Genomic DNA, 14,265 nt, shown 5'->3' on the forward strand with positions numbered 1-14,265 from the left:
GGTTCAGTGGCTGTCGGGGACCTTGTCGTTGCAGGGAGAGCAGTCGGACGCGTCGGTCGCCCACAGCTCGTCATCGACGGCGAACCCGTTCGCGCGGAGGAGCTCGGCCGTGCGCGCCACGACTCCGTCACGACGCCGTTTGATCAGCGGGGCATGGTGCTTGTACCGGCCGCCGTTGTGCGCATCGCACTGGGCGAAGTACAGGGGTGTGTCGAGAATGAGCTGGTGAACCCCGATGTCCACGGTGTACCCGACGCCCATGTCGGTGCCGGGTTTCTCCATCGCGGTGACGACGTAGGCGATGCCCTGCCCCAGGATGCGTTCCGCGAGGCTGCGCACGGCCACGCAGTCCCGGAGGAGGAGACGAACCTCCCGCTCCCACAGATCGGCCACACCCACGTCCGTCACGAGGTGGGGAACGCGTTCTTCCAGCGCGTTCAGGATGGTACGCGGATCACGGGTCCGCGTCTGGACTGCTGTGCTCATCGTGCAAGACCTCCTGGTGTGTGGAGTGGTGCGTTGCACTTGCGTGGGCTCGGCTCGCCGCACGATCGCCTCGGTGGTCGCACGACCGGCCGAGCGTTACGCCCCGCCTCGCTGCCTCATCAGCGGGGGCTGGAACCTGTGGACGTGGTGACGACAACGATCCGGAACGCCCTGTCGCGGCTACAGGTCGAGGGCTATGTGGCAACGACACATCGGGGAACCTTCGTTGCCGAGCGACCCAAGGGCAGCGTGTCTACGCGCGACGGGTTGACGCGGACGGCGAGGACCGGCTCTCTCTTCGCCCGCGGTGGGACTGCGCGCGTGACGTTCGCTTGGGGCTGGCCATGGGTGCCGTACCGAAGCGGACCCCCACTGACACCGAAGGCCCCGGAGAGCTGTGGCAGGAAGCGCCTCGCTTCCCCTCTGCCCATGTGGCCAGCCGGTCTGATGTCATACGCCTCATCGCCGCCCACCATGCCCGCCCTCCCGATCGATTCCGCGTCGTTGTGACGACCGTAGGAATCGGGGAGCGACGAGTTCCACGAACTTGCATCAGCTTGCACGCCAAATCGCATGTCTCATAGCGGTATTGACGCCTTCTCTCCAGTTCAAAGAAGCTGATGCAATCCCGAGCAAGTACCTAGACCAGGGAGCCTGCCATGGCCGTAGAGTTCGTTGGGATCGACCCCGACACCGACCGGGATCACTGCCCCGCCGTGTGGGCGGACGCGGAAGCTCAGGAGATCTTGTTGCAGGGGTGGAAGCCGACCCCCGAGGCTCAGGCGGAGTGCGAAGGCACCAGCCCGGCAAACGGGCCGGTGCCCGACAACGAGGCCATCGTCAGGGTTCCGGCCCGCATGATTCCGATGATCAGGGAGGCGTGTGATGCCGTCGAGCGTGCCCGGCTTCGCTGAGCTGCTGGGCCGGTGTCGGCGATCCGCCGTACACCTGGAACTACGTGATTCCTACGCTGCCACGGACCGGTTCGAGGCGTGGCAGCGCGGTGAGCGGATCAATTGGGAGGATCGCGAGTCCTGGTGGCATCCCTATGACCAATTGATCGCGGACACGGTTTCCAGGGGTGTGGTGATCCAGAGGGCTCGGGTGATCTCCGAGCCGGTATCGGACTACATCCGGTGGGAGCACTACGTCACTCATGCCAACGTCACCGCCGGTGAGGAAGTCCGTTGGCTGCCACGGCGGCTGGCCACCGCTGTCGCCCTGCCGGGGAATGACTTCTGGTTGTTCGATGACGCGCTGCTCCGGGTGCACCACTTCTCCGGAGACGGTGTGGTGGTGGAGGACGAGATCACGGCGGACGCGGAGGCCGTGAAGCTGTGCTCCACCGCCTTCGAAGCGGTTTGGGAGCGAGCGATTCCGCACCATCTGTACAAGGTCTGACGAGAGTCGGCTCCATGCCCCCACACCCCTCTTCACGTGTTCAGAAGGCACGAGAGGACCTTGCGAGGCGTCTGCGCGAGGTCCGGAAGGACGCGGGGATCAGCGGGCGGGAGCTGGCCGTCCGGTGCGGTTGGTCGGAGTCGAAGTCGTCCCGGATCGAGAACGCCAGGACGCCTCCCTCCGATGCGGATATCCGAGCGTGGTGCCGGGCTTGTGCCGCTGAGGAACAGGCCCCTGACCTGGTCGCGGCCAACAGACAGTCCGCCGAAGCGCATGTGGAGTGGAAGCGCCTGCAGAGAACCGGCCTTCGACGCCTTCAAGAGACCACCGGCGACCTGTACCAACAGACCAAGACGTTCCGCGTCTACGTATCCGACGTGATCCCCGGCTTCCTCCAGACCCCTGGCTACACCACTGCTCTGCTGTCCTCCATCGCGGATTTCCGGGGCACTCCGGACGACGTGAGCGATGCCGTGGCGGCCCGCATGAGGCGCAACGCGGTGCTGAGCAGAGGCGCACATCGGTTCGCATTCGTACTGGAGGAGTCGGTCCTGCGGTACCGGCTGTGCGGCGCTGAAACCATGGCGGCGCAGCTCGGCCACTTGCTCGGAGTCATGGACCTTCAGAACGTCGCCGTGGGCATCGTCCCGTTCTCGACGCAACGGACCGTGTGGCCCATGCCGACCTTCACGATCTTCGATGGGGGCAGGGTGCACGCGGACACGCTCGATGCTGCTTCCACGCACACGCAGCCCAGCCAGGTCGAGCTGTACGCCCGCGCCTTTGAACGTCTCTCCCAGCAGGCCGCGAGGGGAGCGGCAGCCCGTTCCCTCATCGCGGATGCGGTGGCATCCCTGGACTGACCAGCAGGGCGGCGCCTCCCGTGGGGGGTCACGGGAAGAGCCGGGGGAGCACCCTTCGCAGGGTTTGCCCGGGCGGGTCAGGGCGGTACGTGCTGTGAGGCACCCGGATTCGCGAGGAAACGAACCAGGCCCGGCGCATCGTGACGGTCCGCGACCCGCCGCAGGACCCGTATCGCCCCCGTACGCCCCCCACGGAGCCCGGCGCACGGTGCGCGATATCGTGCGCGTCGGGGGTCTTGGTGACGAGCGCAGGCACATCGACGAGCGCAGACAAACCGATATGACGGGCGTGGAGACGGCGAGCGGGCGGCAGGACAGCGGCGCGCGCTCCGTGAGTTCGGTCCGGACGGCGCTGCTGGTCTTCGTCTCCGTACGCGTCCTCTGCCTGGCCGTCCTGGCCGGGTGGGCCCATCTGTCCGGCCGCAGCGCGCGGGAACTGCTCTCGATGCGCTGGGACTCCCTCTGGTACGTCCGCGTCGTCGAGCACGGATACGACTTCACCCTGACCGCGCCCGACGGCCGTGTGCTGTCCGACATGGCCTTCTTCCCGCTGCTGCCCTGGCTGGAGCGGGCCGTTTCTGCGATCAGCCCGCTCACCCCCGCCGACGCCGGGCTCCTGATCAGCGCGGTCGCGTCCGTGGCGGCGGCCTGGGGGATCTTTCTGCTGGTCGAGCACTTCTACGGCGGGCGTGCCGCCCTCTTCACCGTCGCGCTGTGGGCGGTGCTGCCGGTGAGCATCGTGCAGTCGATGGCGTACAGCGAATCGCTGTTCGTCGCGTTGTCGGCGTGGGCGCTGTACGCGGTCCTGGTGCGGCGGGACTGGATCGGCGCGGGGCTCCTGGCCTCACTGGCCGGGCTGACCCGGCCGGTCGGGCTCGCCGTCGCCGCGGCGGTGTGGGTCGCGGCGGTCGCGGCCTGGCGCGAGCGGTCCGACGAGAGGGCCGCGATGGGGCAGGAGTCCACGAAGGGTCAGGAGCCTGCGAAGGGTTGGAACGCGGGAGCCGGGGTCGGAACGCGCATTCTGATCGGCTCGGCGCTGGCTCCGCTCGGCGCGGCCGGATACGTCCTCTGGGTCGGCAGCCGCACCGGAGATCTCTTCGGCTATCTCGATGTCCAGGCCGCGTGGGGCAACGGCTTCGACGGCGGGATCGCCTTCGCCCGCTTCATCGGCGGGCTGATCCTGAGCACACCGCCCGCCGGTCTGGCGCTCGCGGCGGGAGTCGGCCTGCTGCTCTGGCTCTGCCGGGCCTGTGTGAGGCAGGGGCAGCCCCTGCCGCTGCTGGTGTACGGCGGAATCGTCGTGCTGCTCGCCCTCTGCTCCTCCGGCTACTTCGGCTCCAAGCCCCGTCTGCTCCTGCCGGCCTTTCCGCTTCTCATCCCGCTCGCCGTCGCTCTCGCCCGTACGAAGGCGGCGGCGGCCTGGTCGATCGTGGCGGGGGCCGCGGTGGTCGCCGCGGTGTACGGGGCGTTCTGGCTGCACGGCTCGGGCCCGCCGTAGCCAGCCGCGCCCCCGGCCACCGCGCGTATCGCCTGCCGCCCCGGCCGAGGACGCCTCGGCTAACCGGAGGCCGGGGCCGAGGAGCCCGCCGGGTCCGCCGGGTCCGCCGTGCCGGCTGGGCCAGCCGGGTCGGCCGGGTCGGCCGGGTCGGCCGCGCCCACCCGGCCCGCCGCGTCCGCCGAGCCGGTCGTCGCCGCGTCCAGCAGGACCCGCGCCGCCGCCTTCGCCTGCCCGGCCGCCTCCGCCGAACCGCTGATGCCGGCCGTGGCCATCGCTCCGTTCGCGAGAAGGGCGAGTTGGTCGGCGAGGACCGGCGGCGCGCCCAACTCGTCGGTCAGACCGGCGAAGTAGTCCCGCATCGCCGCCTTGTGGGCACGCGCGATGCCCGCGACTTCCTCCGAGACCCCGCCCATCTCGCCGTACGCGTTGATGAAGACGCAGCCGCGGAAATCCGGCCGGGCGAACCAGTCGGCGAGGCAGTCGAAGACATCGAGCGCGCGCTCGTACGCCGAGTCGGCCGGCACCCCGGACGCATGCGCCGCGATGCGCTCCCGTACCTCCGTGTCCCAGCGTCGCAGAACCGCCTCCATCAGAGCCTCCTTGCTGGGGAAGACCTGGTAGAGGCGTTTCAGGGAGACGCCGGAGGCGCTGCGGATCGCGTCCATGCCAACGGCGTGGACACCGCGCTCGTTGAAGAGGGTCCGAGCCGCTTCCAGGATCCGCGGTTCCGCGGTCTCGGCGTCCATGCCGCCCTCACTTCCTGCGGGAGAACCATTGTTCTCGTACGGTACCGCGCAGCTGCGAGAACGGTCGCTCTCGCTTCTTCCGCTGGTCACCGGCATAGGCACAGGCACAGGCACCGGCACCGGGTACTCCATGCGGCACGACAAGGCCGGCCGCACGGATGGCCGCACGAGTGAGGCCCGCCCCTGGAAGGCGCCAAGCGCCAAGCGCCGATTCGTCGGAATGCCGACGGCGGCCGTCCGGGACGGGCCCTCACCGGAGGGCGCGGATCACCTGCTGGTGACCGTCACCTTCTCGTCGTTCTGGATCTGCTTCACCAACTGCTGCACCTTCGCCTTGTCCCAGACGAGGTTTCCGCCCCTGGACCCTGAGATCGGCATGTTCATCGAGGTGCCGTCGCCGCCCGTGACGCCCTTCATCGCGAAGAACATCTGGCTCAGGTCCCACAGGGACATTTCCTTGTCCACGATCACCGTGTCCAGCCCCGCGCCCATCACCGGATAGAACTTGAACGGATTGAGGACCGTGCTCGGCGTCGCCGTCTGGCTCGCCAGGGCCGCGAGGAACTTCTGCTGGTTCTTCGTACGGGCGAGGTCGGACTCGGCGAACGCGTACCGGGTCCGTACGAACGCGAGCGCCTGCTCACCGTCGAGCGTCTGCTTCCCCGCCTGGAAGTCCGCGCCCGACTTCTTGTCCTTGAACGCCTTCGGGATGTCCATCTCGACCCCGCCGATCGCGTCCACGATGCCCGCGAAGCCCGCGAAACCGATCTCGGCGTAATGGTCGATGCGCAGGCCGGTGTTGTGCTCGACCGTGCGGACGAGCAGTTCGGGGCCGTCCTCCGCGTACGCCGCGTTCAGCTTGACGCGACGGCCCTGGTTCGGGAAGAGCTTGCCGGACTCGGAGCCCTTGAAGGAGGGGATCTCGACGTCCGAGTCGCGTGGCAGCGAGATCATCGTCGCGCCGCTGGAGCAGTCGGCGAGGATCATCATCGAGTCGGTGCGCTTGCCCTCCGCGGAGCCGGTGCGCAGTCGCTTCTTCTCCTCGGCCGACATGCCCTCACGGCTGTCCGAGCCGACGATCATATACGTCGTGCAGTCGCCCTCCTTCGGCCGCTCGATGACCTTGGAGAGGTCGACCTCGCGGCGCACCTTGCCGTCGGCCCAGAAGTAGGTGCCTATGGTGACCACGGCGAGCGTCGTCACCAGGACCAGCGAGCCGATTTTTATCCGGCGTCGCCAGTTCGGGGGCTGGCGGTAGGGCTGCGATCCGGGCGGGGCGCCGGGCGGGCCGCCCGGGTGGCCGGGGCCGTATCCGGGGCCATTTCCGGGTCCGTTTCCCGGGTTGTTGCCTGCGGGCGTCCCGTAGACCTGGCCCGTGTTGTAGCCGCTGTCGTAGGGGGCGTGCGAGCCGTACTCGTCGTGTCCCTGCGACTGCTGCTGCGGGACCGGTCGTCGCTGCACATGGCGCATCGCGCGAGCGCCTTCGGGCTGTGAGCCCTGGCTGCCGCGTCCGTATCCATCGGGCCAATCGTTCATGACGGTAAGTGTGCCGGGCCACACTCCGGCCCCAACAGGGCGTATGGGGTATCGGGTCAGGGCTGTTGCCAAGCTGATGCAATGCACCTGCCAGATCGCACGTACGTGACGCGGGTCGCCTTCCGGGGTGTCTGTGCCGGTCACATCTGTTCCGGATCCGCGCATAGGGTGGAGGGCATGACAGAACAGGCCGCGCGTTCGGAGTCCGCGATACCCGGCGGTCCGTACAGTCCGCACAGTCCGGGTACAGCGGGGGCATCGGGTACAGCGGAGGCATCGGCGTCACCGGGAATGCCGGGCAAGCCCACCGCCGCGTCCCGTACCACCCTGAGCCACATCATGACGGGCGGCGACACCAACCTCCTTGGGACGGTGCACGGTGGCGTGATCATGAAGCTGGTGGACGACGCCGCGGGCGCGGTCGCGGGCCGGCACTCGGGAGGGCCCGCCGTCACCGCCTCCATGGACGAGATGGTCTTCCTGGAACCGGTCAGGGTGGGTGACCTGGTTCATGTGAAGGCGCAGGTGAACTGGACCGGCCGGTCGTCGATGGAGGTCGGCGTACGCGTGATGGCCGAGCGCTGGAACGAGTCGACCCCCGCGCAGCAGGTGGGTTCGGCCTATCTGGTCTTCGCGGCGGTCGACGAGGAGGGCAAGCCCCGGCGCGTACCGCCCGTGATCCCGGAGACCGAGCGGGACAAGCGGCGCTACCAGGAAGCCCAGATCCGCCGCACCCACCGGCTCGCCCGCCGTCGCGCGATCAAGGAACTCCGGGAGAGGCGCGCGGCGGACGGCATGGAGGACCAGGAAGCGCCGTCACGGTAGCTCCGTCGGGCCGGTGGGGTTCGTGGCCTCAACCTGGTCCGTCGGTCCGTCGGTCCGTCGGTCCGTCGGTCCGTCGGGTCCGTCGCCCGGCCGATGCCCGCCGACGGCCACTTCCGGCCACCGGCATCGGCCACCGGGCTCCATGGCACTCTCAGGGGCAGACCACCTGGTCGCCCGTCACCGCCCCGAACTCGCCCTGGTAGGCGTTCTCCGCGCGGACCGGGACCACACTCTTGAAGTCCTTGCCCGCCGTCACCCGCAGGGTCTGGCCCTGGCCCTCCACCGGCCGCATCTCGCAGCCGCCCAGTGCCGTCGACAGCGACTTCGCCGAGCGGTCCCAGCGCGGGTCGTACGAGATGTAGGTGCGCGCGACCTCCGGGCCGTCGCCGTTCAGCGGGGCGCGGGTCGTGTTGAAGCCGGTGGCGCGCAGCCCGTCGTCCACCTTGCGGCCGAGGCCGTCCGAACGGGTGCCGTTGTAGACCTGCACCCGGATCTGCTGGGGGGAGACCTCCACCGGCTTGGCCTTCTGCGCCGACTTCTTCGCGCGCCCGGTCGCGAGCGGCTTGTCCTCGCGGATCATCTGGAAGAGGCGGTCCGCCTTCGCCCGGTCCCACTTCACCGCGGAGCCGATGCCCTTGACCTGGCCCATGGGGACGACCGGCACGGATGTGAACTCCGACGACGACGCCGAGAAGCCGCGCATCGCCCGGCCCAGGGCGAGCATCTCGTCCGTGCCGAAGTCCTGGTCGGCTCGTACGGAACCGAGCATCGTCGAGGAGACCTCACGGAACTTCACCGGATTCATCAGGATGCCGCTGCTGGTCGCCTGCTTGATCAGGGCGGCGAGGAAGCGCTGCTGGCGCTGCATCCGGCCCAGGTCGGACGCGGCGTCGACATGGCGGGAGCGGACGTACTGGAGGGCCTGGCCACCGTTCATCTTGTGCGTGCCCGCGGCGAGTTCGAGGCCGGTGTACTTGTCCTTCATCGGGCTGGTGGTACAGATCTCCACCCCGCCCATCGCGTCCACCGTCTTCATGAAGCTGGTGAAGTCGACCTCCAGATAGTGGTCGATCTTCACCTTGGTCATCTGCTCGACGGTCCGTACGGTCAGGGCCGGCCCGCCCTCCGCGTAGGCCGCGTTCAGCTTCACCGGATGCGCCTTGTGCTGGTCGCCGCTGTTCTGGTCGGTGTGCGGGGGAAGCTCGGCGTAGCTGTCGCGCGGCAGGCTCACCACGCTCGCCCGGTCACGGTCCCCCGAGATGTGGACCAGCATGATCGTGTCGGTGCAGTTGCAGGGCGCGCCGCCCAGTCGGTACTGCTCCTTCTCGCCCTTGGTGATCCGGTCGCGGCCGTCGGTGCCGACGAGCAGCAGATTCATGCCGCGACCGCTTTCGGGGCGGTTCTTCATGTCGCGGAAGGGGTCGACCCGGCTGATCCCGGTGTCCACCCCGGTCATCAGCGCGTGTCCGATCGCGCCCGCGCCCAGGACGACCACCGAGAACGTGGTGGCCGCCCGCAGGCCCCAGCGCGGCCGGCCGGCCGGTCGTCTGGTCCTGGTCCTTGGCCCTGGGCGCGGCCGGGGACGTGGGGAGTGGGGCGGTGTGGACACGAGACGGACACCTCCGGAAGCGGCTCGGGATGCGAGATACGGGACTCGTGAGGCCGGACCCCGGAACTCGGGCCCCGCACTCGGGACCCGGCACTCGTGATTCGGAACTCGTGATTCGAAACTCGTGATTCGGTACAGAGGGCTCGATACTCGGACGAGTGAGGACAGGTGCGGCTACAAGGGCGAATCCAGCACACCGTAGGCCGATATGATCGGCGGTAGGTCGCACCGCCCGGCCGCCGCGCTTCCGTGTCCCCCATTCGCGGTAACGTGGCGACTGATGAACGCCACACCGCCTGTCTCCGTGATCATGCCGGTCCTCAACGAGGAGCGGCATCTGCGCAACTCGGTCCGTCACATCCTCGACCAGGAGTACGACGGTGAGATGGAGGTGGTGATCGCGCTCGGCCCGTCCACGGACCGCACCGACGAGATCGCCGCCGAGCTGGTGCGGGAGGACTCACGGGTCCACACCGTGCCCAACCCCACCGGGCGCACGCCGGCCGCGCTGAACGCCGCCATCAAGGCGTCGAGTCACCCGATCGTGGTGCGCGTCGACGGGCACGGGATGCTCTCCGCGAACTACATCGCCACCGCCGTCCGGCTCCTGGAGGAGACCGGGGCGCAGAACGTCGGCGGGATCATGCACGCCGAGGGCGAGAACGACTGGGAGCACGCCGTCGCCGCCGCCATGACGTCGAAGATCGGCGTCGGGAACGCGGCCTTCCACACCGGTGGCGCGGCCGGACCGGCCGAGACGGTGTATCTGGGCGTCTTCCGGCGGGAGGCGCTGGAGCAGCAGGGCGGCTACAACGAGGAGTTCATCCGCGCCCAGGACTGGGAGCTGAACTTCCGGATCCGCGAGGCGGGCGGGAAGATCTGGTTCTCGCCGGAGCTGCGGGTGCAGTACCGCCCGCGGCCCTCCGTGCGCGCGCTCGCCAAGCAGTACAAGGACTACGGGCGCTGGCGTCATGTCGTCGCCCGCTACCACCAGGGCTCCATCAATCTGCGCTACCTCGCGCCGCCGGTCGCCGTGTGCGCGATCGCCGCCGGCGTCGTCGTGGGCGCGGCCCTCACTCCCTGGGGGCTGGTGATCCCCGCCGGATATCTGGCCGCGATCACCGCCGGGTCGGTGCCCGCGGGCAAGGGGCTGCCGCTGAAGGCGCGGGTGCGGATCCCGGTGGCCCTGGCGACCATGCATATGTCGTGGGGCTTCGGCTTCCTCACCAGTCCGCGCTCGCTGGCGAAGAAAGTCATCGCGAGCCGTCGGCCCTCGGTGCGGAGCGCCGCGTCCGCCTGAGCCGTACGGCCGGCCTGTTCCGTACGGCCGCCAGTTCCGTCGGCCCGTTCCGTACGGCCGCCAGTTCCCTGAGTGCGGCCGGGTCCTTACGGCTGTCCGGGGGCCTTCCCCCCTCGCCGACGCCGGACCCGGCCCAACCCAGCACGGGCCGGACCGGACCGGACCGGACCGGGCCGGGCCGGGCCGAGCCCGGCCCCGCACCGGCCGGCCCCGCGCGGCATCGTCGGCAGGAGACCGCTTTAGAAGGAGAAGCCCGGCTGAATCGGCATGCACGCCTTCTTGTCGTCACCCGCCAGCGGGTTCGCCGTCTCCGGTGTCTTGTCGTCCTTTTCGGCCGTCCGCTTCGGAAAGGCGTTGCCCTCACGCCAGTCCGAGCCCACGGTCAGGGTGATGCCGGCCGCCGCTCCATGGGAGTTCTCCGCCTTCTTCACCGATGTCAGCGGAATGCCGAGGGCCTTGGCGACCGCCTGTGCGTCGCCCTCCAGTTCGGCGGAGGAGTAGCGGATGACCGTCTGCTTCTGCGGGTTGCGGGTGGAGTCGGCCACCGTCCTGGTGAAGCCCTTCTCGCCCAGCAGACCCGCGACGACGGCCGCCCGGCCGCGCTGGGCGATCATGCCGTCTCCGTCGGTGCCGTTCTGCACCCGGACGGATATCTGCTCCGGCGGGGCGGCGGGATCCTGCGACACGGGAGGCGGCGAGGGCTTCTTCTTCGGGGTCTTCGCCCCCTTCCCGTCCAGGGGTATGTCCTCACGGACCATCCGGAACAACTGCTCGGCGTCGCCCGGCTTCGGCTCGACCTTGCCGTTGAAGCCCGGCATGCTCGAGTAGACGTTGGGCATCGTCGTCATCGTGATGCGCCCGGTCGGGACGCTCTTGAGCTCGTTGCCGATGTCGTACAGCTTCTTGACGGAGCCGATCCCCTCGTCCACGGTGAGCGCGCCGATCGCCGCCTCCGCGAGCTTGCGCAGCTTGTTGGGGTCGGTGAGCTTGGTGTTCGCCCGCAGTTCCCGGACCATCGAGTTCATGTACATGTGCTGGGCGCGCGTACGGGCGAGGTCGGTGCCGTCGTCGAAGCCGTACCGCGTACGCAGCCACTGGAGCGCCTGCTCGCCCTTGACCGGCGTGGTGCCCGCCTTCAGCTTCAGCCCGGAACCCTCGCCCTTGGCGTTGCGGGAGTGGACGTTCCTCTCGACACAGACCGGGACGCCCCCGATGGCGTCCGCCATGGAGACCACGCCCTCGAAGTCGATCATCATGAAGTGGTCGATGGTTATCCCGGTCAGCGCCACCCAGGTGGCGACCGTGCACCCCGGACCGCCGCGCCCCAGGGAGGTGTTCGTCAGCGTCCAGCCCGTCGCGGGGTACGTCTTGCCGCCGGGATCCTCGCACTTCGGTATCTTCACCACGGTGTCGCGCGGCATGCTGATCACCGAGATGTTGGAGCGGTCGGCCGAGAGATGCACCAGCATCTGCACATCGGCCAGCGGCGTGCCGCCGTAGGTCTCCTTGGCGCCGCCGAGCTTCTGGTTCGCCTCGGAGTCACGCGCGTCCGAACCGATCAGGAGAATGTTCAGCGGCGTCTGACCGGCGGCGTTGGCCTTGTGGCCCGGCATCTTGCCGCCGAGCGTCAGATCGTCCTTCTTGAGTTTGCTGTTGAGGTGCTCGTAGTAAAGGTAGCCCGCGCCGGCGGTGCCCAATATCAGCAGCGACAGAATGGCCGCGACCCATCTCAGGGCACGCCACTTCCCTCTCTTTCGAGGCTTTCCGGCTGCTCTGCCGCGTCTGCCACCCCGGCCCCCTTTGTGGGAGCTGCGGCGTCGGCCCGATGCCCGTGCCCCCGCGGAAGGATCCTCGGTACGACGTCCGAAAGCGCTCTCGCCCGCGGCGCTTCCTCCCGCGCTTTCTCCGTCGTACCGGCTCTCGTCCCACCCGAGATCACGGGGGTGCCGAACGCCGTCCTGAGTCCCCTTCCCCCGCACGCTTCTCTGTTCCACCCCTGAGCCCCCTGTGCTCATGCACGCCGTGCAGCCCGGAGCATCCGGGTCACTTGGCGCACACCTGTTTATCCGCTTCGACCTTTTGAATGCCTTCCGGCGTCTTTGCCGGTCCGGCGATGGGGAGGCCGGCGCCCTTGAAATCGCCGCCGAGGGTGAGCTTCATCGGCTCACGCCCCACAGCGTCCTCGGTGCCCTGCTGCAGAGCCGCGGCGGGCAGACCCATGAGGTCGGCGAGCTTGCGGGCCTGGTCAGCCTGGTTCGGCGCGTACTCCAGAGTCGTCTTGGCGATCTGCTGCGGGGCGTTGGCCTCATTGCTCGACTTCAGTACGCCCTGCTCCTGGAGCCATGTCAGCGTCCCGGACGCCGCTCCCTGCTTGCCGCTGCCGTTGTAGACCGCGACCCGGACGTCGGATGCCTGCGCCCTGGTCCCCTGAAGCGGTCCCGGCTGCTTCGCAGCGGCCTTCTCCTTCTTCTGCACCTCGGTGAGCGAGGTGTCGCTCTGAATCATCGAGAACAACGGCCTGGCCTTGCTCTCGTTGAGCAGTACCGTCGCGCCGTCCGTGTTGTCGACGACGGGCACGGTGGCGAAAGTGATGTTCTTCGGATTCACTTCCGCGAGTTCCATTCCCAGGTCCTGCAGCTTTTTGATGCTGCCTATGCCTGTGTCGACGGTGAGCGCTTTGGTAGCCGCCTGCGCCAGGTCCCACATTTTCGTCGGGCTGGTGAGCGTGTCGCCCGATTTCATCTTCCGGATCATCGAGCTGAGGAACTGCTGCTGGATCTCGATCCGGCTGAGGTCACCGCCGAAGCCCACCGAATGGCGTGTACGCACGAATGCCAGGGCCTCCTCGCCCTTCAGAACGTGCTTGCCCGCCGGAAGGTTCAGCTTGGAGTCCTTGTCATTGATGGGCTTGGCGAGACACACCTCGACCCCGCCCACCGCCGTCGACATCGTCTTCACCGCGTTGAAGTCGGCCATCATGAAGTGATCGACGGTGATCCCGGTCAGCTCCGTGACCGTTTTCATGGTGCAGCCCGGATCGCGTCCCGCCTGGCCGAGGCTCTCGTTGAACCGGGTGTTGCTGGTGCCGGGGATCGTCTTCGTGCCGTCGCCGGTCTTGGTCTCGCAGGACGGGATGTCGGTGATCAGATCCCTGGGGATGGAGAGCGCGGTCGCGTTCGTCCGGTCCTTGGAGACATGGAAGAGGATCGTGGTGTCGGCGTGTCCGGGGCTGTTGCGGTCTCCGTACGACTCATTGCCCGCACCGGTCCGTTTGTCGGTGCCGATCACCAGGATGTTCACGGCCTGGTCCTTCTTGAAGCCGCCCGATCCCGCGCTCCCGACATCGACCGTGCTGAGATTCGAGTCGAGCTGCTCGTAGACGAAGTACAGCCCCGCCGCGCCGGCCACGACGGCGAAGGCCACCACCCCGCCGGTCCACATCAGGACCTTCTTCTTGCGGGACTTCTTGGGCTGCTTGCGCTTGCGGCGGCCCGTGCCGCCACCGGGCGGATTCGTTCCTCCGGAGGCGTCTCCCGCGCGGCGCGATCGCTGCGCGGGCAGGTCGCGGCCCGGAGCGGCCGTCCGGCCCTCCGCCGCGTGCCCTTCGGGCGCGGTGCGTGGACCCGGCGTTCTCCTACCGGAGGTTCTCCTGGAGGTTCTCGAACGGGTCGAGGAGGTTTCAGGGCCCGCCGGCGACTGCGCTGGGGATTGGTCCAGTCGCAATTCGTAATTGCCGGTCTGCGGGTTGAGCACCCACTGGTCGGCGGGGTCGATCTCGTCCGCCCGCCCACGGCTCTGCGCATCCACGGTTTTCTGAATCCTCCGTCGCTGCCACGCGAAGCGCCTCCCCCGATGGGCGCCTGGTCTCTCGATCCAGCAGTGCACGACGCAAGCCGGAGTACCGGATCGCGCCACACTATCCGCCCAGTTCAACGCGGGGCGACGCCCATGCAAAATTCCTCGCACCTTACAAGCGGGCATTCCACCCAATCCGTATGGTG

General features: G+C 68.6%; 11 protein-coding genes and 1 pseudogene. 6 read left to right on the top strand and 6 right to left on the bottom strand.

Annotated features, from left to right (window positions below):
• Nucleotides 1-3 precede the first annotated feature (3 nt).
• A complete protein-coding gene (locus ACWEFL_RS33275; protein ID WP_451720109.1) occupies nt 4-486 on the bottom strand; it encodes a hypothetical protein in 483 nt (160 codons plus the stop codon).
• Between the two features lie 659 nt (nt 487-1,145).
• On the opposite strand from ACWEFL_RS33275, the gene ACWEFL_RS33280 reads away from it, so the two are divergent.
• From ACWEFL_RS33280 to ACWEFL_RS33295, 4 genes are all read left to right on the top strand, one after another.
• Entirely contained in the window at nt 1,146-1,400 is a 255-nt protein-coding gene (locus ACWEFL_RS33280) for a hypothetical protein (protein ID WP_451720111.1), read from the top strand.
• The gene (locus tag ACWEFL_RS33285; RefSeq protein WP_451720113.1) at nt 1,372-1,887 is read left to right on the top strand and encodes a DUF6879 family protein; all 516 of its coding nucleotides are present in this window, start codon (nt 1,372-1,374) and stop codon (nt 1,885-1,887) included. The genes ACWEFL_RS33280 and ACWEFL_RS33285 overlap by 29 nt, the downstream gene beginning before the upstream one ends.
• 14 nt (nt 1,888-1,901) lie before the next feature.
• On the top strand, nt 1,902-2,750 hold the full coding sequence (locus ACWEFL_RS33290; RefSeq protein ID WP_451720116.1) for a helix-turn-helix domain-containing protein: 849 nt from the start codon (nt 1,902-1,904) through the stop codon (nt 2,748-2,750).
• Between the two features lie 280 nt (nt 2,751-3,030).
• Entirely contained in the window at nt 3,031-4,248 is a 1,218-nt protein-coding gene (locus ACWEFL_RS33295) for a glycosyltransferase family 39 protein (RefSeq protein WP_451720190.1), read from the top strand.
• 182 nt (nt 4,249-4,430) lie between these two features.
• Here the strand turns inward: ACWEFL_RS33295 and ACWEFL_RS33300 are convergent.
• Together ACWEFL_RS33300 and ACWEFL_RS33305 are read right to left on the bottom strand one after the other, a co-directional pair.
• Nucleotides 4,431-4,994 (bottom strand): annotated as a pseudogene (locus tag ACWEFL_RS33300) (TetR/AcrR family transcriptional regulator); the annotation flags it as partial.
• Nucleotides 4,995-5,261: 267 nt separating this feature from the next.
• On the bottom strand, nt 5,262-6,530 hold the full coding sequence (locus ACWEFL_RS33305) for an LCP family protein (RefSeq protein ID WP_451720119.1): 1,269 nt from the start codon (nt 6,528-6,530) through the stop codon (nt 5,262-5,264).
• A 291-nt stretch (nt 6,531-6,821) separates the two neighbouring features.
• On the opposite strand from ACWEFL_RS33305, the gene ACWEFL_RS33310 reads away from it, so the two are divergent.
• Nucleotides 6,822-7,355, top strand: a complete 534-nt coding sequence (locus tag ACWEFL_RS33310) for an acyl-CoA thioesterase (RefSeq protein ID WP_451720193.1) — start codon at nt 6,822-6,824, stop codon at nt 7,353-7,355.
• A gap of 151 nt (nt 7,356-7,506) precedes the next feature.
• On the opposite strand, the gene ACWEFL_RS33315 is transcribed toward ACWEFL_RS33310, so the two are convergent.
• Nucleotides 7,507-8,964: an LCP family protein gene (locus tag ACWEFL_RS33315; protein WP_451720122.1), complete on the bottom strand. Its 1,458-nt coding sequence runs from the start codon at nt 8,962-8,964 to the stop codon at nt 7,507-7,509.
• Between the two features lie 280 nt (nt 8,965-9,244).
• Between ACWEFL_RS33315 and ACWEFL_RS33320 the strand changes: the two genes are divergently transcribed.
• Nucleotides 9,245-10,264 carry a glycosyltransferase family 2 protein gene (locus tag ACWEFL_RS33320; protein ID WP_451720124.1) on the top strand — a complete coding sequence of 340 codons (1,020 nt, stop codon included), beginning with the start codon at nt 9,245-9,247 and terminating at the stop codon, nt 10,262-10,264.
• Nucleotides 10,265-10,503: 239 nt separating this feature from the next.
• Here ACWEFL_RS33320 and ACWEFL_RS33325 read toward each other — a convergent pair whose 3' ends face one another.
• Nucleotides 10,504-12,279, bottom strand: coding sequence for an LCP family protein (locus ACWEFL_RS33325; RefSeq protein ID WP_451720126.1), 1,776 nt, complete (start codon nt 12,277-12,279; stop codon nt 10,504-10,506).
• A gap of 28 nt (nt 12,280-12,307) precedes the next feature.
• Nucleotides 12,308-14,071, bottom strand: a complete 1,764-nt coding sequence (locus tag ACWEFL_RS33330) for an LCP family protein (RefSeq protein ID WP_451720129.1) — start codon at nt 14,069-14,071, stop codon at nt 12,308-12,310.
• Nucleotides 14,072-14,265: the final 194 nt, after the last annotated feature.

The organism is Streptomyces sp. NPDC004838 (assembly GCF_053600955.1).